Annotated in this window: 14 protein-coding genes and 2 pseudogenes; 4 read left to right on the top strand and 12 right to left on the bottom strand. The window is 58.0% G+C overall.

Translation table 11 applies throughout. The features are described 5' to 3' along the window. The first annotated feature begins 45 nt into the window (after positions 1-45). Positions 46-1,338, top strand: a complete 1,293-nt coding sequence (locus tag SJQ66_RS17460) for an IS110 family RNA-guided transposase (protein WP_046154612.1) — start codon at positions 46-48, stop codon at positions 1,336-1,338. Positions 1,339-1,464: 126 nt separating this feature from the next. Here the strand turns inward: SJQ66_RS17460 and SJQ66_RS17455 are convergent, their stop codons facing one another. The 8 genes and pseudogenes from SJQ66_RS17455 to SJQ66_RS17420 all read right to left on the bottom strand — a co-directional run bounded on the left by SJQ66_RS17455 (position 1,465) and on the right by SJQ66_RS17420 (position 11,178). Continuing rightward, positions 1,465-2,073, bottom strand: coding sequence for a DDE-type integrase/transposase/recombinase (locus SJQ66_RS17455; protein ID WP_320535110.1), 609 nt, complete (start codon positions 2,071-2,073; stop codon positions 1,465-1,467). A gap of 9 nt (positions 2,074-2,082) precedes the next feature. Next, positions 2,083-2,372: pseudogene (locus tag SJQ66_RS17450) on the bottom strand (transposase); the annotation flags it as partial. Positions 2,373-2,402: 30 nt separating this feature from the next. Then, a complete protein-coding gene (locus SJQ66_RS17445; RefSeq protein WP_320535109.1) occupies positions 2,403-4,304 on the bottom strand; it encodes a T6SS effector BTH_I2691 family protein in 1,902 nt (633 codons plus the stop codon). Positions 4,305-4,334: 30 nt separating this feature from the next. Continuing rightward, positions 4,335-5,252, bottom strand: a complete 918-nt coding sequence (locus tag SJQ66_RS17440) for a DUF4123 domain-containing protein (protein ID WP_320535108.1) — start codon at positions 5,250-5,252, stop codon at positions 4,335-4,337. A 118-nt stretch (positions 5,253-5,370) separates the two neighbouring features. Beyond that, a complete protein-coding gene (locus SJQ66_RS17435; protein ID WP_320535107.1) occupies positions 5,371-7,959 on the bottom strand; it encodes a type VI secretion system Vgr family protein in 2,589 nt (862 codons plus the stop codon). Positions 7,960-8,536: 577 nt separating this feature from the next. Next, positions 8,537-8,695, bottom strand: a pseudogene (locus SJQ66_RS17430) (DDE-type integrase/transposase/recombinase); the annotation flags it as partial. A 112-nt stretch (positions 8,696-8,807) separates the two neighbouring features. Further along, on the bottom strand, positions 8,808-9,440 hold the full coding sequence (locus SJQ66_RS17425; RefSeq protein WP_320535106.1) for a flavin reductase family protein: 633 nt from the start codon (positions 9,438-9,440) through the stop codon (positions 8,808-8,810). Between the two features lie 250 nt (positions 9,441-9,690). Then, a complete protein-coding gene (locus tag SJQ66_RS17420) occupies positions 9,691-11,178 on the bottom strand; it encodes an aminotransferase-like domain-containing protein (protein ID WP_320535105.1) in 1,488 nt (495 codons plus the stop codon). Between the two features lie 351 nt (positions 11,179-11,529). Between SJQ66_RS17420 and SJQ66_RS17415 the strand changes: the two genes are divergently transcribed. Both SJQ66_RS17415 and SJQ66_RS17410 read left to right on the top strand, forming a co-directional pair. Continuing rightward, positions 11,530-12,492 carry a DMT family transporter gene (locus SJQ66_RS17415; RefSeq protein WP_253463319.1) on the top strand — a complete coding sequence of 321 codons (963 nt, stop codon included), beginning with the start codon at positions 11,530-11,532 and terminating at the stop codon, positions 12,490-12,492. A gap of 105 nt (positions 12,493-12,597) precedes the next feature. Continuing rightward, on the top strand, positions 12,598-14,391 hold the full coding sequence (locus SJQ66_RS17410; protein ID WP_052738114.1) for a ClcB-like voltage-gated chloride channel protein: 1,794 nt from the start codon (positions 12,598-12,600) through the stop codon (positions 14,389-14,391). A 145-nt stretch (positions 14,392-14,536) separates the two neighbouring features. Here the strand turns inward: SJQ66_RS17410 and SJQ66_RS17405 are convergent, their stop codons facing one another. Both SJQ66_RS17405 and SJQ66_RS17400 read right to left on the bottom strand, forming a co-directional pair. Beyond that, positions 14,537-14,977: a hypothetical protein gene (locus SJQ66_RS17405; protein WP_320535104.1), complete on the bottom strand. Its 441-nt coding sequence runs from the start codon at positions 14,975-14,977 to the stop codon at positions 14,537-14,539. Beyond that, a complete protein-coding gene (locus tag SJQ66_RS17400; RefSeq protein WP_320535103.1) occupies positions 14,956-16,065 on the bottom strand; it encodes a glycosyltransferase in 1,110 nt (369 codons plus the stop codon). Before SJQ66_RS17400 ends, SJQ66_RS17405 begins: the two co-directional genes overlap by 22 nt. Positions 16,066-16,327: 262 nt before the next feature. Between SJQ66_RS17400 and SJQ66_RS17395 the strand changes: the two genes are divergently transcribed. Further along, entirely contained in the window at positions 16,328-17,767 is a 1,440-nt protein-coding gene (locus tag SJQ66_RS17395; protein WP_024905821.1) for an aminotransferase-like domain-containing protein, read from the top strand. On the opposite strand, the gene SJQ66_RS17390 is transcribed toward SJQ66_RS17395, so the two are convergent. Together SJQ66_RS17390 and SJQ66_RS17385 are read right to left on the bottom strand one after the other, a co-directional pair. Beyond that, positions 17,755-19,650, bottom strand: coding sequence for a ShlB/FhaC/HecB family hemolysin secretion/activation protein (locus tag SJQ66_RS17390; protein ID WP_320535102.1), 1,896 nt, complete (start codon positions 19,648-19,650; stop codon positions 17,755-17,757). The two genes, SJQ66_RS17395 and SJQ66_RS17390, sit on opposite strands and share 13 nt — an antisense overlap. A 129-nt stretch (positions 19,651-19,779) precedes the next feature. Then, a complete protein-coding gene (locus SJQ66_RS17385) occupies positions 19,780-26,580 on the bottom strand; it encodes a two-partner secretion domain-containing protein (protein ID WP_320535101.1) in 6,801 nt (2,266 codons plus the stop codon). Positions 26,581-26,914 lie beyond the last annotated feature (334 nt).

Raw genomic sequence — 26,914 nt, 5'->3', positions numbered from 1 at the left:
GACTGGCATCCTTAGGTTTCTCGAGGACCACAGGAGGACACCGTGATGGCTGACACTTCCAATACTACGACTGACGTGCATTTCCTTGCAATCGATGTTGCAAAGCAATGGAACGCTGTGTTGATCGAAACCGCGACCGGTATGAAGCATCGCTTCAAGATGGCAAACTCCGCTCAGGATTTTGACCGGCTTATCCAATTCATTCAAAGCCTTGGAGGTCGGTGTAAAGGTGCACTGGAGCCGACCGGCGATTACCACCGCCCAATAGCTCATCGACTTTTGATGGCCGGTGTCGATCTTGTCAGTGTGTCTTCGGTCGCACAGGCTCGCTACCGCGAGGCCAAATTCAACTCATGGGATAAAAATGATCCCAAAGACGCCTCAGTGATTCTGGATATGCTGAAACACGGCATCGTGCAGCAATACGTTGACCCGATGATCGCTGGCAACCATGATCTGCAAGAGCTGTCCAAGACTTACTTCCAGATATCGAGGTTGCGAACACGCGTTCAGCATTCAATCATCAATCACCACGTCCCTCTGTACTTTCCGGAGATGTACAAGTACTGGAGCAGCAGCCGCAGTGAGTGGTGGATACGATTCATGCTGGAATTTCCGACGCCGGCTCATGTGCAACGGCTGACGCGAGAAGAGTTTGTAAAAGCGGCGTGGGACCTTGTCGGTCGCAAGGTCGAGAAGACCCAAAAACTAGGTGAAATCTGGGACATGTCACAACAGTCAGCTGCGCTGCCGCATCACCCAGACAGCCTAGCCGTAGAAACATTTCGACTGTCACTTCGGCAACTTCAGCACTTCAACGAAGCGCGTACGAGTTTGGAGGAGCGTGCCGAAGCGGCATTATTGAACAATGCCGACTACGAACGTTTGCGAACGTTGCCAGGTATTGGTCCGATCATCGCACTTACCATTCTCGCGGAAGCGGGTGATTTGCGCCGATTCCGCCATTATCGGCAATTCCTGAAATATTGTGGCCTTGATCTGGCCAAGCATCAGTCTGGAACGGCACGAGGTCGTGAGCAGTTGTCCAAACGTGGAAACGCGAGACTGCGCTTGGCATTTTGGATGGCAGGCACTGTCGCAGTTCGCCTACGTGAGAATTCATTTAAAGATAAATACGATCGATATATCAAGTCCGATCCTGGCAACGCCGACTTAAAGCGCAAAGCCCTCACTGCTGTTTGCGCGAAGATGGCGCGAGTCGCACACGGAATGATTAAAACGAACCGTCCGTATCAGCGGTTCTTTGAACAAAGCTTACCCAGCGGATCGATCCCTCTCTGCAGGGCCGTTGAGGCACAGCAGCAAGTGACCTCGTAGATAATGATTGGACCTTCCGCTGGGCCCTTATGCTGTTTTAAGTAACGTGAAGATCGAGGTGCGGGCATCTCGAATCTTGTTTCTACTATGGTGAGCTGGGCGAGCCCGTTACAGAGCGGAAGACCGCTAGGAATGTTGCAGGACGCGCTCTTTTAAATGTGCGACGAGCGAAATCTCGCCGCCAGGGGATGCTGTAACTTTTCTGTCTGAGCCTATTGCATTTAGTACGTTATCCACAGTGATAGATAACGGCAAGCCACGCATCTCGCAAAGCCTCTCCATAACCTGCCGTACCCGCAAGCCCGGCAACGACGTATCAACTTCAATCGCCAAACATTCTCGCGTGTAATCGTCGACCACGTTCAAGCTTCGCAAGCGCCGTCCATACGCTAGGCCATCCGATACAAAATCCATCGACCAGCTCTGGTTAGGGCCGCTGGGCACGGGCTTTTGGACTCGCTCGACAGCCGCAATTCGTTTGCGCTTGCGTCGGCGAACGCTCAGGCCAGCGAGGCTGTACAGCCGCCATATCTTCTTATGGTTCGCAATCCAGCCTTCCCGTCGCAGAAGCACGTGAATACGGCGATAGCCATAGCGGCGCTTCACGGCCGCGATAGCGGTCATGCGTTCGTTCAAAGCCACATCGCTCTCGCGAGTCGACTTATAAAGAAAAAAAGACCGGGAGATACCAACCAGCCCGCAGGCACGGGTGATGCCCATAGCGCGTTCGGTCATCAACTTCTGAACCGCTTCGCGCTTGGCCTGCGGGCTTGCTACTTTTGGCGCACGAGGTCCTTCAAGGCGGCGTTGTCGAGCATCGACTCAGCCAGCAATCGCTTCAGCCGGACATTCTCGGATTCCAATTCCTTCAGCCGCTGCGCCTCTGAAACCGTCATCCCGCCGAACTTCGCCTTCCAATTGTAGTAGGTCGCCTCGGAAATTCCGTGCTTACGGCACAGCTCAGCTGCCTTCAGACCCGCCTCGGCTTCCTTCAATATGCCGATGATCTGCTCTTCCGTGAATCGCTTCTTCATCTCTCCGCTCCCTTTGGAACGGACTCTACATTATTCGCGTACCAATCGCGGGGAGCAGGTCACTTGCTCGTATTCCGCAAGTTTTCCGGCAATGCTCGCTTCCCAAGTAGCTACTTCGGCAATGAGTTTTTTCGCATCTTCTAAAGCGATACCGGCCCGGACAAGCAGGGCTCCTTTGATCGCCACGCCCCCGACCGTATTGGAGATGGGACCGAGGAATTTGACTAAATTTCGTCCCGCCCAGAGCATCAGGCGTTCGGCACCTATCGCCTTCACAGCTTTCTCTGTGCCGGAGATCGCTGTCTCATGCTTTGCGACTTCCTCCATCTTTTCGTAAAGCTTGCTGAACGACTTTATATACCCCATGTACAAATAAAGCGTCGCTTGGTGGTCTGCAACCCACGCCTGCGGATCATTAGCGGCCACCACAACCAACTGCTTTACCTCTTGACGCGTCTCTGCCTGGTTATATGCGAAAGCGCGCCAGAAGTAACTTTTATCATCCGTTGCATCGAAGTTTTTAACGTATTTCTCGATGATAGCTTGCCCGACCGCTGTTCCAGAAAGCCCCGAGAATGCCGTGTCGATTACTCGAACAAATGCTAGTCCGTCAGCAATATTTGCCTGATCGTAGTCATGTAAGGCGTGCAAAAAAACGTCGGAACCAATCCAAGATCCGACGTCGACCGTTCGCTGCGACTGTATGTGCGTACACTCGCTGCTCGCTGTGTCCAAACCATTTTTAAATTTATTGGGCCATGCCTTATCTTTCAAGTAAGAAACGTAGTCTTTCCATGCGCTATCACCTGCTTCCTTGACCTCCGCCGGCGTAAGCTTGCCCGCGTCATTAATCATTTCCTGCGCGCCGGGGCGCGAGAGTGCCATGGGATCGTCAACGCCACCGCCCGCCAACGCCATTGTCATCCAGGTCTTCCGCCACCGGCTCTTTGACTGGGCCGCCCCACTGCGCACCGCCGCCTCAGATGCGCCGATCAACTGCACCGCATCCACGCGCATATCCTGCGAACTCGTGTACTGCATCAGCACGCCCGCCGGATCATTGCTAAACCCGTTCAGTTCATGCGTAATACCAATACCATCCCACAACCCCAAAAGCATCGGCGTATACGGCTTACCCGAGGGCCGATGACCGATGTGCTCCATCAACTTCAGCGTCTCGGCGCTAACCGACACCGTCGACGCTTGACGCATATGAAGCGGGTAACGGGTCGACGCTTGTCGCCAAACATTCGAATCTTTGACTACCCCGTCCGCATCCGCATTAAAAACAGGCGCGCTCGGCTGCAGTTTTTTCGGGTCTATACCAGGATGATATTCAACAACGGTCTCGATACCAGCAGTCGTCGCAGCCACAGCATGCCCATGCTCACCCTTGCCGCCACCAAAGCTCCCATCGGAGGAAGTGATCCAGCTAGAAGGCTTGATCATCTGCATACGCTCGCTGCGAATTTTCGCATTCGATGCGTATTGTTTAAACGTATTGTCAACCCAGGCGTGCTCAGAGAACGCCAAATACACTTTGGTGGCTTTTTCCGGCCGCTCAATCACAAGCAACGCCATAGGCACCGCAACGGAATGTGCGGCGCACGCCATATCGATCTTCGGCTCGGTAGGATGCGGCGGCGGGTTCAACTTCCACAGCAAGCCATCCGCCGTGACCTGATACGCTTCCCAATAATGCTTCCCACGCGCGCCTTGTTCGTAGAATACGTACACCCACCCTTCTCGAAGCGTGCGAAGGCTATAACGATGCATCGTCAAGGGGACGTCGAGAACGCCGGGCCCCGTCATTCCGGCGGGAAGTATCCCGGGCATTGTGGTGGGCACCACCGCATATCGCACCGGTAAGATAGCAAGGCCCGCCTTTTGGCAATTCACGCAAGATACAACGCCACCTATTGTTTTATCCATGGTTCATACCTTCATATCGCCCACGCGTAATCATGTCTTTACGCTGCCAATCACACGTTGTTGCCCGTCGGGTTCCTCGACTGTATTGCGCCTCTGCGCCTCCAGCCATCTGCCGCCCTTGATATCCTCTATCTCGGTATCACTGAGCACGGAAATCGCTTCTGCGTAGAATGTTTCCGGGCCCACTTCACCCAAGGCCCTCTCCACCGCAGGATGCTCGTAAAATCGCGGATGCCAGATCAATGCGTGACTGACAAAGAGCGTCGCATCGGCAGAGTCCTCTAACTCCAATACGTCCGCTCTCTCTGCTGCTGCGATTGCCGTATCGACGCTCACGGGCTGCAATGTGCCACCGTGAAATGCAAATCGTGCCAGTGCTTTATTCACAAGCCCATGCCGACGGATCGCAGGCCATTGCGCCGCGGCAATACTCATCCCGGCCATGGACGGCTCGGACACTTCGTATGTCGTCAAGTCGCCCACGGCATCCAGGGACAGCCAGGTTGTCACGGGACCTAATAACCCTTGCCGTTGTCGCATCGTTAACATCGGCCAAAGCAATGCTAAGGCGCGGTTATCGTAGAAACGAAGCAATGTTGCTCGTTCTCGTTCGTCGCGCTGCAAAATTAAATTGCCCCAATACGCCGCCAGTGCTTCTGGTGTCTCTTGAGTAACGATCCAACCTCCGATACGCTGCCCGGCGCCGCGCGCCATCCGATCTGCCGTACGATCGGACAAGACAGTGTTAATGCTACGTTCGAGCAACGTCCTTACTTCCGGAATCTCAATATCCAATTCAATCAAGTACGGACAGTCTGACGACGGAAACAAGTCGTGCTGCACCAAGATTGGACTGGATGGCAAACCGCGAAACGACGGCTCCGCATCCAATGACTCAAGCGGCGACGCTGCGGGGTCGACGACGATTAAAAGGCGTGCGTCTTCCATCCGCGCCAGTTGCTTTTGGATTGTCGCTCGAATTTGCTTCTTTAGATTTTCTGGATCGGACACTGACGTTGGTCTCTCACACGCATGTTGTCTTGAAATTTATTCGACATCGCACTGATTAATCCAGCGTGAGCGCTGAGGCACTATCCGCGCTAGCACTCGCTGATTTCCACGAACATCCTGGCGCGGTACTCTTCAACGTATCGTTGACGCGCATCATGGCTGGGCCGACCTTATTAAAAGCCTGTGATTTGAACGTCAGGTCACCAGGAGTGCCATGCTCGATCATATTTTCGCCAAGCTTGATGTAGGACCCACCAGCCCCGATCCAGATCTCTTTACTCGCAGATATGACGATCTTTCCTTCCGTGCTGGTGATCGTTAGATCTTGCGCAGACTTCAACGTCATTGCGTCGCTTTGCGCCTGAATCTGCACCGGACCTTTCGCGGCAAACAATTTCATGCCGGCATTCTGGACGAAAATGCTGATTTTCTCCGCAACACTTGCTAGCAGAGACTGGCCGGCCACAACGTGTGTATTTTCACCGCTGACGATATTGACGTGCGTACTGCCCGAAAGCTGCGCTGTTTGTTGCGATGACACCGCAACGCTCTCCGGGCTGCCGATTACAATCACAGGACGCGAGAAACCGGCTGCATCGCCCGTGCCGCCTCCCGCGGTACTGCCACCACCACCGCCGATTGCACCAGAATCCGTGTGCTGTGTCGCATCAACCAAGCTCCCAGCAGCGCTTTTAGCGCCGTCCAACGACTCGGCCTGATTGGCACTACTCGCGCTCGACATACGCTCGACAAGTGTTTTAACGCTTGTCAATTGCGTACGCACTTGCGTTGTGTCATACGGCTGTATTCCCGAAGTAGCGTAAGTCGACACAAACAGCCCTTGCGTGGCCCTAATGGCACCATAAGCCCGCGACTTCAAATCAAAGCCACTGCCCAGGTACTGCCCCCGCGTGTTACCTTCGTGCGCGACTTGATATCCTAGGTGCAGCCCTGTATCTGCCGTACTCGAATAAAGCTGCGTGCGACTCTGGCCGGTGGCATCGTCCATCACCAATTGGTTATAGCCATCCCCGCTGTGCTCCTTTGACCGATAACCCGACAGCAGTCCGTTCGAATGCCAATTTGGCGTCTTCGAACCGTTGTATACGCGCCCCGTCACAATCGGCCTGTCACAATCCCCGTCGACCCAATCCACCAAGATTTCTTCGCCCACGCGGGGCACGTGCACACCGCCGTAACTGCCACCCGTATCCGACATCGCCACCCGTAGCCAACACGAGGCATTTTCGTCTCCGCTATTCAGCCGGTCCCACTCGAATTTGCCCTTGATGCGGTTCAGCGAATCCGTGTAGACCTCCGAGCCCGCAGGTCCCGTCACGGTCGCCGTCTGAATCCGCATCTGCGGCTTCCTGTGCTCGAACGGACTGCGGTACGGCACACTCATGCGCTGCGCTTCAACCAGCGTCAAGAAGAAGCCAGCACTCCCACCGCTCGCGGACGCACTCAGTTTTGCGCTCCCGGTCTTCTCAGCCCCCAGTTGGTCACCGAGGTAGTCTGCACGTGCATCGGCTACTTCGGTCTCCAGGCTCCCGGGCAATGGTCGGGTGTTGCCCGTCGACAAGTTATTTGCGATAAACCACCGCACGTCGATGGCGAGAAACTCACGTTCCTGCTGCCCATCATTCTGATGGTCCGGATGATTTCGCAACTCGAAATATCGGCCCGCGTCCATCCGGCGGATACTGCCCGCGCCATGAAACCGCTTGGCCCGTGACTCCATCTCCTCCATCCGCAAGGTAGCCAGATGGTCGCCAAGCTTATAGTCGGGCCACGTATATTTGCCGGTGTATTCGTAGACTTCGGTCTGCTGCGGCAAATCGCCCTGGTTAGGTAGGGTATCCTTGCTGCGCGCGTTGCTTGAGCCCGGGGACTTGTAGTCGCCGGTGACACCGGTATAGCGCGTGCTCTGCAGTCTGCGGGTTCCCGACCAATGCGAAAATCCTTCCACCTCGGCGTCCATCTGTGCACGGGAGAAATCGATCTGACCGGGCTGCAGTTCGTCGCAGTAGTAGTTGTAGTCCGTGATGATCATCGTGTGGGACTGCCCATCCGGCGACTGCTCGAAGTAGAACCACAATCCCTCCGACTCCAGGAGCCGGTGCACGAAGTTCCAGTCGTCCTCGTACTGCATGCAGAACGAGCGTTGCGGCAAGGGATCGCGCAGTTCCCCGAACAGCTTGAACTTGAATCTGCCCCGTGCCTGAGGATGCGCATTAAACACGTCAGTCAGTATGTCGATGACCGTCTTACCTTGCCAGATCCTGGCATCCTTACGAAAGCGCAGGAAGTGAAGCCAGGACGCAAATTCCAGCTGCGTATGGACGAGCCCACCGTCCATGCCAAGGCGACGCACTGTATGCACGTAACCATGATGCGGCTTGTACGTCTTGTCGTTCTGGCGCATCCAAAGCGTGACGGGCTGTGCGATCAACTGCTTGAGTTCGAGCTTGCGCGACGTTGACACCATGTCGACCGTGAAGGCGTAACCGCGACCGATGCGTGAGTGCCCTACCGCGCGCAATGGCATCAATACATCCTTTCCCGCCGGGGTATCGAGCTTCAGCGGCCGGTTGTTCTGTACCCCCAGCGGGTTACCGGACTGGATCTGCTCGTAGACATCCATGATTTTTGAGTTCGTTTCACAGCGCGGTTACGCGCGGTTAGTCATCGCTTTCATTAAAAGCCGGCTTGGCTTAGTAGAACAGCGGGTAGCGCCGTCTACCGGCTCCTGAGCTCAGACTCGACGTACGCCGCGAGTATATGGAGAACAGGCATTCTTGAACTGCCGCACAAGTCTCGGCACGGCGGTCGTTGGAGCCATGGGCACGCGTCTCTCTGTTATGAAAAAGCTTGTCGAACAAACATCATTCGAAACGCGTGATCGCATCGGTGACGCACACCAAATGGATAGTCCAAAATAGCCAAAATGACTAGCCCGTTCGATTAACTCGGTGAGATTAACAAGTAATATTACCGGCCACTACCAGACAGTTCAATATCGTTTCAAAGGTAATGGCGAGCGCACGACGGTTAGCTTCGATCGAGGAGTAATTGTTTCTTATTTTTCTTGAGGCAGGAAATTATTGCGCTGCATGCAGCATACGGCCAGACCGTAATGATTTTTAAATGAATTCGTTCGCTTAACAATTAAAAATTAGTGAATATGTTCTCTTTGGTCTTGATGCAAGCTAATCCATCCATGCGGCAGCGCATACCAATACGTGCTTCGTCTTAGCAAACGCCGCAGGGTAACTGCGGAGCTGATCGATGACGATGACCCTCGGTGCCGGGTGATTGCGCAATATCCTTTTAAAGAATCGCTGGGCTGCCGAGGTATCGCGGTGCTTTTGCATGATGATGGCAGGCGGGAAACGGTGGCCGCGATAGATGAACTAGGATTTCATCTGACTGGCTTACCGATGTTCTCGCTAACTTGACAGTGCCCAATCGGCCTGTCGCATCGCGCGCCGGTCAGGCCGATGGGCGAATCATCTCGAACGTGTCGCCAATGCCCAGATAGTCGCCGCGATAGCCGGCGCGCATGACGGGATTGGCCGCAACGGTATCGAACAGGCCATCCTTCAAGAAGGCCTTGCGGATATGCACGCCGACAACCTGGCCCAGTACCAACCAATTATTCAGGTCCTTGCCGTCCAATCCCTTGAGCCGCACGATCTGCAGCAACTTGCATTCGAGTGATGCCGGGGCATCGGCCACATGGGGCACCTGGACGTTCCTCCCCGCACCCTTCGCAAGCCCGGCGAGATCGAATTCATCGACACCATGCGCCACCGGCGCCGCGCTCTGGTTCATCTGCTCCGCCAGTTCCGCGCTGGTCAAGTTCCAGACAAACTCCCCCGTCTCCTCGATATTGCGCAGGCTGTCCTTACGCCCCTCACTTGAAAAACCGATGACATGCGGGAAGCTCGCGAAGGCGCCGAAGAAACTGTAAGGCGCCAAATTGACGTTGCCGGCCTTGTCCTGCGTCGAAATCCAGCCGATCACCCGTGGGGCCACGATCGCCTTGAACGGATCATGCGCCAGGCGATGTCCTTCGCCGGGATGGTAAAAATGGACATCGTCGGCTTGCTCGGCATGCGTCATGGTCGGTTCCTTTCAGCGGTAACATCAATCAAAGTATGAAGAGACGGCTCACATCGCGCGTGTCAGCCATCACGTTCGCATCGTAGACCAACCGGAAATAACGTGCGCGGCCCCGCGCGCCCGCGGCAGGGCAAACCCATGGGTACGCATCAAGAATGCCTTCGCGCGTGGACGAATCAACCAGGACGCGCCCGCCACGTGCATCGCCGTCATTTACCCATCCTGCCTGATCAAGGCCCCTCACACAGCGTCAGGCGCCTCGCGCCGACGCCCGGCGGGTGTCGTCGATGGCGGCACGAAGTCCGTCGAAGACCGCCGGATGTAACGATTGCGAGACATTGAAGCGGAGGTAATCCGGCGCTCTCCGGCCAACGCTGAAGACATCACCCGGCGCCAACACGATGTCACGATCCAGCGCCCGTCGCGCTACCGCCGCCGCGTCCAATCCGTCGGGCAGTCGCGCCCAGACGAACATGCCGGCTTCCGGACGTAGCCATGGCGTCAGTCCGGCCCGTTCGAGCCGACGCAGTGTCTCGCCGATGGCATCGGCGAGTCTGCCACGCAGGCTGTCCAAATGCCGTCGGTAGGTGCCATCCTGCAATAGCTGCGCGACCAGTGCGGCCGATACGCCGCCGTTACCAAAGGTGGTGGCCAGTTTCAAGTCGACCAACGCGTCCACCAGGTCCGGCCTGAGTACGATATAGCCACATCGCGCCGCACCCGACAGCGTCTTGGAAAAGCTGCCCAGCACGATCACCCGTTGCAGTGCATCGAAAGCGGCATAACGCGGCGCGGGACGGTGCTCGAAGTCCGCGAAGCTATCATCCTCGACAATGGTGACGCCTTGCGCATGGGCCGCGTTGAGCACCTGATGCGCGCGCACCGGTGTCAGGATCGCACCCGTGGGATTCTGCACCGCCGAATTCGTCAGGTATAAGCGCGGCCGCTCCTGGGTGGCAATTCGCGTGAAGACCTCCAGGTCCGGGCCATCCGGCGTCACCGGCACGCCCAGCACCCTGACCCGATGCACGCGCAACAGCGCCTGGAAATTGAAATAACAGGGGTCGTCGACGAGCACCGTATCGCCGGGAACCACAAGGTAGCGGCAAAGCAAATCCAGGGCGTGTGACCCTGAATCCGTCAGCACGATCTGCTCCGGCGCCGCAGGCACACCGTTTTTCGCGAGACGCTGACTCAGTTGTTGCCGCAACGCCGGTAAGCCGAGCGGCACACCGTATTCACTCAAGGTCTGTGTACGTCCACGGGACAAGGCGCGCAAGCCGCGCCGGATCGCCTCGTCCGGCATCCAGGACGCGGGCATCCAGCCGCAGCCCGGCTTCAACGAGCCCTCCGCGGCTTCCAGCGACTGCCGGGTTACCCATAGCGGATCGATTTCGCGCACCAGCTCCGGTGTTTCCGTGTGCAATGCCCGCACCGGGGCATGGCCCAGCACATAGAAACCGGAGCCAGGCCGGGATTCGATCAGGTCCTGTGCCAGCATCCGATCATAGGCCGTCACGACAGTCGCTTTCGACACCTGCAACAGGTGCGCCATCTGCCGCAGCGATGGTAATCGCTCACCCCGTGACAGCAGGCGCGCATCCACCCGTGAGCGAACCCATGCGATCACCTCGTCGATGCGCGTGGTGACACCCGCGCTCGGTTCGCTACGTCGTTGGGCCAGGATGTCCGGGGGCGCGCCCGCCGTTCCAGCCAGTTTGGTCAATCGATCCGTCATTCGAGATTCCCGCGACCCGCGCAACCTACGCACCGGGGCGCTCCGCAGTACCGTACTGCAACAAGGACCGGTACAGTTTTCTCCAATTGTACCGGTGTGTGTCTGGGCAACGCAACGCGATCGGCGCACGCTAGGCACTCATGTAGATTCGAACCAAGGCATTGCACCGACATGTCCCATTCCTCCTCCGCTTCCGCCGCCCCCATCGGACCCTTGTCGTCCGACGCACCGGCGACTACGTATGGCGCGCGCGCGCCCGGCGCGTCATTCTCCGCACGCAACAGGGATGTCGATATCCGCGTCCAAACGACGCCCGACGCGATCGGCGGATGGCTGAACGGCCTGCTTGGCATGTTGATATTCTCGGGCTCGTTGCCCGCGACCCGTGTCGCCTTGGCAGGTTTTTCCCCGACGTTTCTCACGTTTTCGCGCGCCTCATTGGCCGGTGTGCTTGCGTTGGCCGCCTTGTGGCTGACGCGTAGCCGGCGCCCCACCGTGGCGCAATGGACGGCGCTGGCGGCGGTCGCGCTTGGCGCGGTGGTTGGTTTTCCGTTGTTCACCGGCATCGCGCTGCAATCTATCACCTCGGCGCAAGCACTGGTATTTATCGGACTGCTGCCGCTGAGCACCGCCTTGTTCGGCGTGCTGAGGACGTCGGAACGACCCTCGCGGTGGTTCTGGATCTATTCCGTGTTCGGCGCGGCGATCATCGTTGGCTACGCGCTCCATCAAATGATCGGGCATGCGCCAGCCTCGCCTCGGGCATCGCCCGCGAGCGCCGCGGTGTTGTTGGGGCAGATGATGATGCTGCTCGCCATCATCGTCTGTGGCTACGCGTACGCGGAAGGCGCGCGCCTGGCACGGGATCTAGGCGGCTGGCAGGTCATCTGCTGGGCCTTGGTGCTGGCGCTGCCGTTCATGCTGATGGCCGGCTGGTTCGATCGCCCATGGTCATCGGGACCGCTGTTCGACACCATCGGTCTGCCGGGACTGCACGCGCACCGGACATCCAGCGCCCCGCCAACCTTCTTGCACTGGGTATCGTCGGTCCCCGTCGGCGCCTGGCTCGGCCTCGCCTACGTCTCGCTGTTCAGCATGCTGATAGGATTTTTCTTTTGGTATCGCGGGTTGTCGATGGGTGGGGTCGCGGCGGTGGGGCAATTGCAGTTGCTACAGCCCTTCGTTGGACTGCTCCTTGCCGGCGTGGTACTCGGCGAAACGATCAAGCCGTCGATGTTGTTCGTCAGCGCGGCCGTCGTCGGCTGCGTCGCGATGGCCCGACGCACGACCGCACGCAAGCGCGGATCGACCTGATCCGGCTGGAACAAACCAGTACCAGTGTGCCGCGATACGCCCGCGGCGCACTGGTATGATCGTAGGCACGTCCCGCCCTTCGCTGGATACTCACTGTTCACGATCTTGCCGTCCCACCCCGATCCTTCTCATCGCGCCCCGCCATCGCGTTGGCAACGTTGGAAAACGCTCCTGCAGACACGGCTCCTGCTGTCCCTGGTCGAACGTCTGCATCCGTCCGACGGACAGATCGCCCTGCTGTGGGCGGTGCCTGCCGGTATGGCTGGTGCACTGGCGACGCTCGCGTTTCGCGATACGATGGACAGCCTCGAACGCCTGATCTTTGGCCGCGACGGCGACATGGCCACTTTGGCGGCGCTGGTCCCGTGGCAAACGCGGATCATCGTGCCAGTGACAGGCGGCATCCTGGCTGGCCTGTTACTGATGCTGGCGCGGCGCTACACCGACAAGACGCGTCACTCGGACTACATGGAAGCCATCACGCTGGGTGAGGGTGTCCTCCCCGTGCGACAGACGCTGGTCCGCTCCGCGGCATCACTCTGCTCCATCGTCTCGGGTGCCTCCATTGGTCGCGAAGGCCCGATGGTGCAAATGGCGGCGCTCGCGGCCTCACTGATCGGACGAGCACGCCGCGTCTCGCCAGAGCGCCTGCGGACCATTGTCGCCTGTGGCGCGGCGGCCGGATTGACCTCGGCCTACGGCGCCCCTTTCGCCAGTGCCTTCTTCGTCTCGGAAATCGTCCTGGGCTCGGTGGTTGCCGAACGGATGGGCCCGTTGATCGTTGCCGCGGTCGTCTCGAATGTGACAATGCGCGCGCTCCCCGGCTACGCGTCGCTCTATACGCCGCCGGCCCTGCCCGAACTGGACACCATCCAGTTTCTGGCCTTTCCGCTGATTGGATTGGTACTTGGCTTTCTGTCGCCCTTGTTCATGGCGGCACTCCGCGGGGGCAAAACCGCATGGCAGGCGTTGCCGTTGCCGCCCGCCTGTGCGCTGCCGGTGCGTCTGGGACTGGGCGGACTGCTGGTTGGCACCATATCGATCTGGCTGCCGCAGACATGGGGAAACGGCTATGGCGTGGTCAACCAGCTAATGCATGTTTCCTGGCCCTGGACCACGTTGGTGCTGATACTGCTCTTCAAGGTGCTGGCGACGGTCATCTCGGCCGGATCGGGGGCCGTCGGCGGGGTCTTTACGCCCACGCTGTTCGTCGGTGCCGCGCTGGGTGCGTTATGCGCGAAGATACTGGCAGTGATCATGCCGTCGATTCATCCGGACACAATCACCTGTGTCATCGTCGGCATGGGCGCGTTCCTGGCGGCCACCGCCCAGGCACCCTTGATGGCCATCCTGATGGTCTTCGAGATGACGTCGAGCTATCAGATCATGCTGCCGCTGATGCTGTGTGCCATCGTTGCGTTTTTCGTCAGCCGTTCACTCACCGCCGATCCGATGTATTCGGCTACGTCACGCATCAACGCAAAACGCGCAGCGGACGAACGCGCACGTGGCACCCGCGTGCGCGAACTGATGAAAACCACCGAGCAGATCGTCGATGTCGACGCGTCGCTGGAAGCGGTCCGGCGCGTCTTCCTGGCGATGCCGGTAAAGTATGTCTATCTTGTGGATGCCAGTCACAAATTGTACGGTTTCGTCGCGCTCAGCGACTTCAACCAGCTCGTCGCCGCGGGCAAACTGAACCTCGACGCACCGGCAAAGGAAATGGCAACGTCCCATGTTCCCGTACTCTACCCCGACGACAGCGCCGCCGTCGCCTTGCAAGCGTTCTTGCGTCATGAAGGCGAACGTCTGCCTGTGGTGGCCTCGCCGGACGATCGGACTTTTCTGGGCGTCATCTCAAAAGCGGACTTCCTGAATCGGATCGAGTCGCTGGTGTAAAGGCACGCATCGATCAGACCTCCGACGATGGGTACTGCGCTCCGCAACAACGCTCAGGCGCACACGGCAATCGCTTCATGCGCGGTAATCACGCGATAATCTGAGAGAGCGACACCGTCCGCGACATCGGGTTCGATCACACCGCTCACACACCGTCGCTGTTCGATCGCGGAGGACATCGTCGCGAGAACCTCCTGGAGAATGGTACAGGTGTGCGATCCCAGCTCGCCCCTGTCTCGGTTCGGACTTCGTACGCGGCATCCAATGGCAGCATTGTCCTGGTGAGCCGCGCTTGATACGCGCCGTCCCGAATCAAATCGGCAGCACGTTTGCGAGCGGAGTCGACCCTCTCCAAGTACGTGACAAAGCCCGGTGCGACCTCGCGTGCGGCGTCGTGCAGCAGCACCGGCCCCGTGTTAATGAACAGCGCCTGTGCTCTTTCGCGCGTCACCAATGCCCGTTGTCCGCCATGGTAATGTTGACCGCCATCTTTACGCAGTCCGGCACCTGGACTAGCGGCACGCGTCAGCGCGGCAAGACCGCCGTTCGCCAGGCGCTCGTTACTCAACGACAACGCCCGTGCCATGATCGGCGACCCTGCTTGCGCGGCGAGCATATTGTTCGCAAGCGATCGGGTATCGCCCAGGACGCTCTCATGTGGCCCCCCTCCAGAAGCGGCGACCACACCATATGCGAATCCGCCAGTAACACACCGTCGAATCCGCCAGGCAAGGCGTCGTCCATATCGATGTACAAACCACCGCGTTGGAACAACAGCAGATAGCGCGCGATGTCGGCCGCGCCGGCATAGATCCCGAGATGTGAAATGGCGCGGTAATTTTCCAGCGCGGCGGTAATCATCGCGAGGCGATCCGGATGACCGCGACAAAAGTCGCGCAGCGTTTTTTTGGTATCACGCCAGCGTTCTATCTGGATATGGCTGCGCTTGAAAGGCCAGATGCCGGATTTCAATGCATCCTCGGTGCCATCGCCGACTGGATCATGCGTATCGAGGATCAATGCGAACCGGTACCCGGACCGGCGTAACACCTTGGCGTTATGCCTTACCTTCTTGAGGTAATGCTTCGGCGGCGGAGCTCCAACCCAGAAGCTGAATGCGATTTTGGGAATGGGTCTCGCGTCAGGAAAGGTCTCCGCCACGCAGCGGGGACGAAACAACGTCAACGCCCCCATCATCGCGTCCGTGGGTGCGGACGAATCGATAGGGGTGTCATCGTCGGCGTCGCACCATTTACCCGACGCTGTATCGTATATGACGGGCTTTATCTCATGCTCACTCCGCACTTCGAAGAAAGCCATGTGAGAAGGCGTCAATATATTCGGACCGGATCGTACGGTAGCACACCCTGGAATGATCACGATCTCTTCGTTCGCCGATGCACGATGATCCGTTGCCTGCAACGTAGGAAGGCTTTCGCCGGCGTGCCAAAGGTTCCGGCGTGGCTCCTCGACGCGATAGCCCGTGCCAAGCATTGTCACGGGTGTCGGCAACTGTCTCAAGGCCGTTGCCGAACCCAGCTCCGTCGTGTCGGACGCCTCGTTTGTCTGTGCATGCTCGCAGCCGATGGCACTCGCGTCATTATCAGCGATGATGCCCGCGCGAGGCGTCCGCGTTTTTTCGTACGTTACCTGCATATCTTTATGGCCCTTCACCGTTGCCGATCTCCACTGCGAGTGTGCCGCGCGTTGCGCCAAACCGATAGAGCGCATCCCCTGGCCGATTAGCCAGTCTCTTATCACGCGATGCGATGCGGATCATGACGGCCAAGCGGACGCTGAAGAGGATTGGGCGTTTGCGCATGGCGTGCACGGGGCGTTGTGTTACGCTTTCAGTCGCGTCATGGGTAGCCGCTGTCGATCGTCGAGCCCCGCCTTCAGTGCACGCGCCGCGCCCGTAAGTCTTCCGACCTTAACGATGTTTCATCTGTCCCTTTCCCGCGATCGTCGCCAACATGGGTCCCTTGTTGACCAAGTGGTGGACGGAATCGCAGCGACGATCAACCAGCGCATTGTCCCCGCGGGCGCGACGCTGCCATCGGTGCGCGCATTCGCGAAACAACAGTCGTTGAGCCCCTATACCATTGCCGAAGCCTACCAGCGGCTGGCAGCAATGGGCTTGATCGTCGCTCGCGCCGGCGCGGGCTACAAGGTGGCCGATACGGGACTGGGTCAATGGCAGCCGCCCCCCGTTCCGCCACCGATGGACAACGCGTTGAGTGCCTCCTGGCTCTTGTCCGATGTGTTCGCCGACCGCCAGGTGCCGATCAAGGCCGGCTGCGGCTGGATGCCGGGCGACTGGGTGAACGATGCAGGACTGCAACATGCCTTGCGGCGTGTGAGCCGATCACCTGGCGCACGCATGGGCCGCTACGGGCATCCCTATGGCTGGGCCGCGTTACGTGAGCATATCGCCGCGACGTTACGGCGGTGGTCGTTGCGCGTAGATGCGGGTCAGATTCTGTTGACCCAAGGTGTGACCCAGGGTCTCGACCTCGTCGTGCGCACGCTGCTGCGGGCGGGCGACACCGTGTTGGTCGAAGACCCCGGCTATTGCAATCTGCTGCAGATCCTGAAGCTTGCTGGTGTCAACGTCGTCAGCGTGCCGAGAACCGTCGACGGCTTCGATATCGCGACATTGGAACAGGCGATAAGCACACATCGGCCAAAGGCGTTGTTCGTCAACACGGTGCTGCAGAATCCTTCCGGTACGTCACTGACCGTCTCGGCCGCGTTTCGTCTTTTACAGGCTGCCGATCGACATGGGATCTGGGTAGTCGAGGACGATATCTCCCGCGAACTCGCGCCGGCCGGCGCACCCATGCTTGCGGCAATGGCAGGCCTCGACCGAGTGATCTACCTGTCAGGATTTTCCAAGACCATCACGCCGGCAGTGCGGGTGGGGTACGTCGCCGCCTCACCGTCCGTTGTGTCGCAACTGGCATTGACAAAGATGGCCGTGGGCCTGACATCTTCCGAGATCACCGAGCGGGCCGTGGCGAACGTGCTGGTGGAAGGCCATTACGAACGGCACGTCGTGCGATTGCGGGAGCGGCTCGCGGCCGCCCATGACCGCGTCAGCCCCGCCCTGCTGGCAGCCGGGCTGAAACCGATGCATTTGCCACGCGCCGGTCTTTTCCTATGGGCGCGGATGCCGATCGCACCGGATCATGCGGTGGTGATCAGCGAACAGGCACTGGCGCGCGGCATCTGGTTGGCGCCGGGCACGTATTTTCGCCCTGGCGACGAGCCGTCGGCGTGGTTCCGGTTCAACGTGGCCACGTCCGACGATCCGGCATTGTGGACGTTCCTGCGAGAGATCATCGATACCGATTCAGGGCCGCGTCAGAAGCGGTAACCTAGCTCGATACCACTGACCCAACGCGAAGTCGGCATGCCGTTCGGCTTGACGATTGGTTTGCCGGCGAAACCGTGATAGGAAACGCCGCCGAGCCCTGCGGAGCCGATGTAACCGCGAAAGCCGAGCACGGCGCCGACGAGGTGCCGCCCTGCAAGATAGCGCGAGGACGCGCCGCTGACATGACCGGCATCCACTCCCAGGTAAAGCTGCGCGCCGGTCTGGCCGATATGCCAGGCAAGATCGTTACGGACGAAAACCCCTTTCTCGGCCGCGAGTACGCTATCACTATCGAAACCCCTCACGGAAAAGCGATTGCCGATCGTCAGCATATCGATCGCGAGCAACGCCTGTTCCGTATAACGTCCATGCCAGACCGTGCTGAAAGAGAACGTCTGGCCGGAGACGCGAAACGGCCAGAGCAGACTCGCATCCACCAGCATCATGTCGTAGCGCGTCGTGCCAAAAACGCCGGTCGGGTCCGAAACCAAGCCTTCCGGTCGAGCCGATGCGGGGTCAGGCCGCGCGCCCAACCAACCTAAACCCTGTCGCCATGTCAGTGTGATATCGGCCTGCCCACGACCGATATAATGCCGATGCGACGCGAAGAGATCGAGCAGCGTTTCATTACGCCGCTGATTTTCGAGACGATGGCTATCGGCGAAATTATTGCCCATCCGCTTGCCGAGTCGGACCCCTAATGTCGTGACTTGCGACGCCGACCGCGATATGACACGCTGCAATCGGAAATCCGCGTACCGCATCTCGCCATTGAAGAAAAAATTCCGCGTGTTGGTAGGTATGTAAACAGCATACTTCGTCTGTCCGCCTGATACATCGAACGTCCAGTATCCAAAAGGAATGCTGAAACTTCCGCTCTGATGACGCACGCCCGATGGTCGGCGCCATAAGACATCCTGCAAGACCCTCGCCTCGAACGTTTCGTTCAGACCGAACAGATTGCTGACACTCGCGCCCACCGTGCCGCGATGTCGCCCCGTTCCCGCACTGCCGCCGTCGTCATACCCGACCTGGAACGAAAATGGCCGGGTGTGACGGACCACGAACACGACATCGCTCAGATTGTGCAGTTCCGTCACACCGCCGCGCGTCGTGTCGTCCCTGCCGCCGATTTGCATTGCGGCGTTCGCGCTGTCGCCCACAACCCTGTCCGCAGGCTCGATACGCATCGTCACACTCTGGCCGCGTGTGCGCATGATGCTCGAGAGACCTTGCTCCAGATCACGAATATTCAAGATGCGGCCAGCGCCGGTGGGAAACGCCAGCATCAATCCGGCACGTGGCGCATCCCCTTCAAAACGTACGGCGCGAATGACGCCGGGCGATAATCCGAGTACGAGCGTGCCTTTGCTGAGGTCTTGCGGCACCGGATGGGCACTCGATGTCACATATCCATGCTGCAACAATATACGGGTAACACCCGTAGCCAATGCCTGCACACCCTTCGGGCCGATGCATTGACCGGCATAGTGATCCACCCATCGCTGCGCAAACCTGAATGCCCCGGGCTCTCTGTCGGTGCCCCATTGCGAAACAGCATTGTTGTCTTGTGCCAATGCCGCATTCGGAGATGTACTCAAAACAATGCGTTCTATGGGCACGCAGCGCAATTCGACAGGCAGTGCCGGGTAGGTCGCAGGAGCACGGGTCTGCAAGCGCATTGAAGGTGCATTAAGTGCATGCTCTCTATCACGCGCCTCGCGCTCCTGCTCCAATCGACGTGCGTCTTCAGAAAATAGATCAGTACGTTCATTATGCGACTCGTCGCTTTCCACGGCGTTGACAGGGGAAGCCATTGCGAACGCCATGCAACCCGCAGTAATGATGCGGATGAACGCGCGCAACGGCTTTTCATAGTTCAACGCTATTTCATATGTAGTACATATCATTATAAAAGGGCCTGAATTGAAATACCGAAACCCCTCAATTGCAACATCAAAGCGACACGACGAACAATCCTGCCGTTTAAATGCACAACGAACGATTGAGACTTAATTGGCAAGCCTCGCCACAGGATGCGCGTTCGTCGACTCACGGTGAAATAGTTTCTCAGTCAACGACGCTTTGTGAAACGTATATGCGTTTTTTGCTCCCAGCGTGCCGTCCCAATTTTCGATGTTGACAGCATGCACCGGCGACATACGTTCCGTGAACGCGATGCCTGCGTCATCACTTTCCGGACGGACCAGGTAGACCCGAGGTACCAGCACCGTCTGTTCGCTACCGTCGGCCAGGCGGACCCGCTTGTTCACCATCCAAACGATATCCTCGGATAACGCTGATATCTGGGCCTCGGTCAATGGTTGCCCCACGCGAAGACCCAACGCCGCAGCCTGCGCGACCCCGGAATCCATCAACGCGCGATAGCCCGCGTAGGCGTCAGCGTCATCCGCGCGACGTACCATTCCGTTTACCGCCAGCATCTGCCGAACAATAAGATTCAGTTCGTATTGCGCATCGCCTAAGCGTTTGTATAGTCGCGGATCTTCTCCAAGCGCCCGCAGCACGTATTCGCTCGACGAAAAACCTTCATCGTCCTCCACCAATGCAACAACTGTCTTCAGTATTTTTCGTCGGTAATATTCCGAGGCGGTCAATGCAGTGCGGCTCGTAAAGCGCGCATCCGTTTCAATGAGATATCGAGCGTCCAGCGCCGGGTGGAGAATGTGCACACCTTGGCGCGGTGCGATGCCTAACCAATCAGACACACCGCCACCTGACTCAAGGTCAGTCAGATCGACCTCCCACTCCACGTTGTGAGGCCGTTTGGCATGCGGGTCTTGCGCAAAGCCCGATGCATTGGGTGGCGACGCACCGGTCGGTATTGCACTTGGCGAGGTCAGTGTTGGGGTTTCTGCAGCAGAGTCGCTCTCCCCGTTGCTGCGCGCCGCCGTGGTGTTATCGGCAAAGACATTTTGCCAAACGAGATTCGGAGTCGTTCCAGCACTTTTCGGTTGTACATCGCCAGCGAGATCGTGCGGAGTCGAAGTGAAGTCCGACAGTGGTCGGCCCGTCTTACCGACGATGGTGCTGAGATCAAGGTTCCCGCCGAGATTCTCCGGTTTCTGTGAAAACCGGTGTGCTTCGTCATGTACTAGCGTACTTTCATTTCCTGCAACAAACCGATGGCCACTGGGGGGGGCGAAGTTGCTTGAATGAGCATCCGATGCGCGACAGGATTTTTCGAGCGGTTGGGCGAGCGGTTGGGCGATCGGTTGGGCGATCGGTTGGGCGACGCTGAATACCTCGCCAACACCGACAGCAGCCATTGCGCCGCCACGTATGACACCTCCGACGTGACCAATCACGGCACTTCGAGGTGGCGCTTTCCAATGCACTTGTTCCTTTATCTGTTTTTCTCGATCAGCCTGCGTCTCCTTGTCAGCAAAAGATCCAAGCGCACGCCCATAAGATGACGTGATGTCGAAAGTGGTCCGTTGCGTTAGCCGCGTTCCGCTATTTTCAATTGTCGCGCCGCCGCCCGCATCTCCGCCGGGATCCGTGCCATCTCCCGATCGCAGTCGACCATTGATTTGCAAGTCACCAGCGCTCGTAATCTCGCCATGGAGATTTTCAAGGCGCTCACCCATTGCCATGTGCACTGCCCCACCGGAAGCGATACGCGCAGGTGTGGCTTGAGAATCAGGAACATGTACCTGGCGCGTAACCGTCGTTTTAGCATCGCGACATATCTCGATCGGATAGCGCGATTCCCTGCTTTTCCGTTGTGTGGTCACGAGATCAAGTATCGGATCTCGATAGTCTGATTCCGCGTCCAGCCTCACCCAACCCGTGGCTGCCCCCCGAGCAGCCTTGTCAAACTGGATTGCGCCATGCATATTTTCCGCAGGCCTGCGGCCATTCGGCCCGAAGACGGGTGCGCCAAGAACATGGTCCGGGTTTTCGACATTGTCTTCGCGACGATGAATAAAAACCTCTCGCGTACCTGCGCTAACGTCCAGCCGTTCTTCGAATCGATGCTGGACTTTATCGTGATAGCTCGTCCCACCCTCGATGAGCCTGAAAGCCGAGTCATTACCGTGCGTCCGTATCACCACGCGATCGAGGTCTATCCCGTCCGGCGTGACAACGTGATGCGTGGACAGAATGTCCTCTGGCCGGACGAAATAGACATCGAACTGGTTTGTATTGGCGTTGTGCCATGGGGTACCGGATTCAGTTGGATCGGTACGATGAAACCACGGTAAAGGCCGCAGTCGCGTTGTCGTGGTTTCAGTGCGCTCTTCAATGCGTCCAGGGCGACTATTGACATTACGCAACGTCTGCGCAGCCACACCCATATCGCGCATCGCAACAATCTCGGCGTCCACGTTCTCGACCAATTGCGTCTTCGTTGCAGTACGCGAGGCTTCAACGTTAGCAAACGCCTCCCCGCCAATCATCACTGACGCCCCGCTGTATATCCGTGCCCGGTCGGCGTTATAAAGATGATCCCGAACCCAGAGTGCAACATTGTCCCGTGCAACGATCCGCGCCTGGTTACCCGACTGCTTGATCCAATCGGCTTTCAGCGTGACGTTTCCACCAAACAATCCAGCGTGATTCTCTATATCCAACGCCGTTACGCTTACCGCTTCGGCATCCATCAAACCAGTGTTTTTTACATGGTTCGCGCTTACGTCCAACTTACCTATAGATGAACGAATCGTCGCATCGTTATGCAAGTAATTTGTCGTCAGTCCGATATCGCCATCGCTGTCGATCGATCCTTTTTCGCGGTTCTCCAGTGATGCATTGGCACGAGCGGTCAGGCCCTTTGCACCATGCATCCGGCCGACGTTACGAATCGCGGCGTCTGTGCGAATGTCCAGCAAACCACCCGACTCCATCGCCCCCGAAGCCTCTTGCACGATATCCTGCTTGCTGGCTAACGTCATGTCCGATCGACTCTGCATCGTGCCCGCATGCGACATGCCGTTATCGAGCGCGATATCCAGCTTTCCGCCAGCGTCAACAACGTCGCGCTCCGATAGCCGCAACGGGTCCTTCACATGCAACGCAACGTCAAAATCCGCGGCAACCTTACCAACGCCACGAACCGTGCCGATATCGAAAGCGAGCATGGGATCGAGGCGATGCGCGGCGAGATGCGTCGTGCGATGAGATATCTCACCATCCTGGTTGTCCAGGGCGTCAGCGACAACCCGTATCGAATCCGGCGACCGAGATTGTATTTTTCCGCCTCGATTATCCAATTCACGCGCCTGAAGGCATGACCCTTCTTTCTCCCACGACGCGTGCGTCAAGATCGGTTCGATCTTGACCAATCCACCCGCGTTCAAAAGTCTGTTTTTTGCGGTGAGATGCAAATTGGACGCAGAAATCTCTCCGGCATTCCAGATATCACGGGCATCTATTGCTACCTGCCCATCGGCTCCGATATACCCCCCCGAAGCGAGCGCCACCGTTTCAAGGCTGGTGATACGGGCGTCGCCGCTCGCTACAATGACACCGCCATCGCCTTGGACTTTCGTGGCATCAATCTCGATGTCATGCGCCGTTATCTGACCACGATGGTTTTTCAGTAAAGACGTTTCAATCCGTGCACGACCATTGCTGTCCAGCGAGGCGCCTTCGCCCATGGCGCTGCCGGCGGCGTGGATTCCAAGAATGCCATCTTCGTTAGACAGCATGTCTGTCGCGCGAAGGTCTGCGGACGCCGCCCTGATTTCGCCACGGTTTAGAATCTCGGGTGCGTCAATAGCGAGATGACCGGCACTCTTGACATAGCCATGTTCATCGAGAGATACCCGTTTTTTCCCTAGTATCTTTACCTGGTGCGTGCCGAGAACAATGCCGTTTCCGCTTTGATATTCATCGACGTGAATCGCTATATCCTTGGCCGTGATGCGGCCACCTGGATTATGCAAAAGCGGTGTCTGGATAGAGATCGAGCCTTCGGGTTTCAGCGGATCAGGACCGGCGTTGATCAATCTACCTTGATTCACTATATGTTTCGTTCCAAACAACGACACTTCCTGCCCGAATATTTCCCCCGCGTTGCGGATTTCCTCCGCATTGATATCGACCGCGCCGTGGCTCCCGATAAATCCGTCGACCTCCAACGCTACAAGATGGTCAGCATTCACCATGACCTGCCTTGTGCCCTCGATCGCACCACCGGGCACCGTTACGGTCTTAGCGTGAACATCGACTTGGCCTCCCGCAATCCGCCCACCACGCTCGGAGGTAATGGCATTTTTTGCTTGCAACGCGACATGCTGCCCGCTGATTTTCCCACCGTTGACGATACCGCTGCCGCTAATCTCAACATGACGGTTGCCGTCGATCACGCCGCCGCTGTCGAGTGATACCGTACCAACGGTCTTGATGACGACGTCATTCGTCGCGGCAATCGTGCCATTGCCGCCGTCATAGATATCCGCCGCGATATCGATATTGCGGCCGCCGATTTCCCCGCCGGCACTGTTATCCACACGCCCTGCGTTTAAGGATACGGTTTCACTGCCCACCCAACCATTGGCACCCGGCGTGGCAGCGACGGGTTGTTCCTTGGTCACAATCTTGCCGCCCTGGTTGGACAGCACGCCGCTTTCGCCAACATCGATGGCAACGTCTGATCCGTTGATTTCTCCCGCATTATCAAGACGCCGCGCTTTGATATCAACCCAACCGTCGCCGCCTATATGACCCGTTTTTAATAGCGACACCCCTTTGTCTGCTTCGATGGTAAGACTACGTCGTCCATCGAGCGACCCGTCCGCCACTAAAAGGTCAGCCGCAAGAATATTGACATTGTTGCCAACAACCTCGCCTCCGATGTTGAATAGTTTGCTTCTTGTCAGTAATGACACGTCGACGCCACGTATTTTCCCGCTATTCCCAAGCTGGTTCGCGGCGGTTATCAGCACAGACCCGCCAGAGAGCGTACCTGCGTTCTGTATATCGTCGGCCACGATTTCAACCGCGCCTTGCCCGCCAATACTGCCATTTGCATCAAGGGAGAAAGTACTGCCGCCCACGATCCGGATTTGCTTCGATCCAAAGGCCATGCCGTCGCCGCCTTTGTAATCCGCAACGGCAATGTCAACGTCCCGGCCACGGATATCACCGGCCGCATTTGTCAGCGTCTTGGTCTTTATTGACACGCCTCCGGAGGCATCATGTTTTGCTGACGCAGGACCATGCGCATTATCCGCAGAGGCTTGATCATCCCTTGCCTCGATCTGGCCACGGCGATTGAACACCGTCCCAGGGGATTCCATGGCTAGCTGCCTACCGATAGACACGGCGTCATCATGGACAATATCCTCGCCGCGTGCCTTGATCGTCAGCACGTCACCCGAATACGTCCGTGCGACCGTACAGTCAACTCCGCTCCCCTCGAAGGTAACGGGCCCCCGTGCCCTGGACGTACCACGCAAGCGCAAGGGACCGCGTGCATTGACTGTCAGCGCATTTCGTGCCGTGACGTTCCCTGCCATATCAACGTCACCACCGCTCACCCGAAACGTGTTAGCCGTGGTATCTCCTTCGTGAAGGACCGTTTTAGCACTATTGATCGTGACATTGGGCGCGCGCAGTTGTCCCCGCTGCACGACGTGATTGGCGGCGAACCGCACCCCCGCATCCGCGTGTGCCACGCCGGTAAGCGTGATGCGGTCAATGGCCTCCACCACCGCATCGGTGGCCCGAAGGTTTCCCGCGACGTTCGCTTCGCCGGCCTGGATGTGCAACTGGTTTCCCGCTTCGGCCCACCCGCCATAGGCAACCTGGTCCGCCTGTATGTCGATGTCTTTCCCCGCGAGCAGACCCGCCCGGATGTCGGCGGACCGTGCCTTGAACGTAAGCGTTTCCGCCTCGCCGTCGGCCACGAGATGCGGCGGCGCCGAAGCATGGCCGCCGTGGCCGTCCCGATGAGGGCCATCCCATTCGAGGTGGCCTTCGATGTTCAACGCCAGTGTGCGACCGGCCGACAACTTGCCGCCCTCCGCCACCCGCATGCCCATCCCATCCTCTGTTCCCGTCAAGGTGATTGCATTTGCATACATGCCACCCAGATTTGCGACATCGATAGCGACGCCCTTGCGCGCGCCCGGTGATGACGCCGTGCATGGGGGCATACCGTGGTCATCGCCTGCCCGCGGCTTCGGCGTTACCCGCATCCCTTGATAGTCGATATCATTTTGGCCTGTTGCAATCGTCAATTCGTTTGCATGTATTGCGGCGTTGATCTGCGTCGCACGGGCCAGCAGTGCCACCCCGTCAGTTTGGCGCGCATCAAGCCCCTTTCCGGACACCGTGACCGTCCCGTCATCAACGCGCAGGCCGTCGACCAACCCACCCGCTGAATAACGCGGCACGCCAGTGCTCAACCACGCCTGCGACGTATTGATGAAACCGCCACCATCGACCATGATGCCGTTCGGGTTCGCGATGATGAGATCCGCGCGCTGCCCCGCTATTTCAAGAAAACCACGCAAATGCGAAGGCGCATTGGCATGCACTTCATTGATGATAAGCGTCGCGGATCGGCCAAGCAGCGCCGGGTTGCCGAGAATTTCACCGCCTAATTGCGTGTTCGCCCCGTATGGTGCGTTATTCAGAATAGCGCCGCGCTCACCGATATCGAATTGTGAATAGTGATTGTGAGATACGCCCGCGGGAGAAGGCGCAACGATATCGACCTGCGGCAGGCCGTTGTGCGTGCTAACAACGTTCGGGATCGGCCCGTGGGTGGGGTCCGCCGTGATCTGCGCGAGAGCTTGACACGATAAGGTTGAAAATAGTGCGCATATCACTATTTTCATATGGCGTCGTACGAACCAAACATCCCTTCTCTTATAAACGAGCGTTCCATCTGGCATTGTGTAAATCTCTTTTTTCGTAACCAACCAATCAACTTTTCGACTTCTATTGCAACCATTTTTCGAAGTCATGCGCTTTAAAACAACACCACCCTATCGATAAATTTCATCACGCAAATACATCGTCATCCTAATTAATGACGTCTTTCCGTGTCGCGCCCATCGCCGTACGATAAAAGCAGAAGATTCGACTAGTTATTGCCTATACGCCTCCACGTAATGCCAAATGAGGCATGGCAATAAGGTCTTAATGCAATGGCGGATTCTACGATTGGAA

Source organism: Robbsia andropogonis (genome assembly GCF_034047095.1).
GTDB lineage: Bacteria > Pseudomonadota > Gammaproteobacteria > Burkholderiales > Burkholderiaceae > Robbsia > Robbsia andropogonis.
The sequence above is the reverse complement of the archived record's forward strand: the minus strand, read 5'-3'. Positions and strand labels throughout refer to the sequence as shown.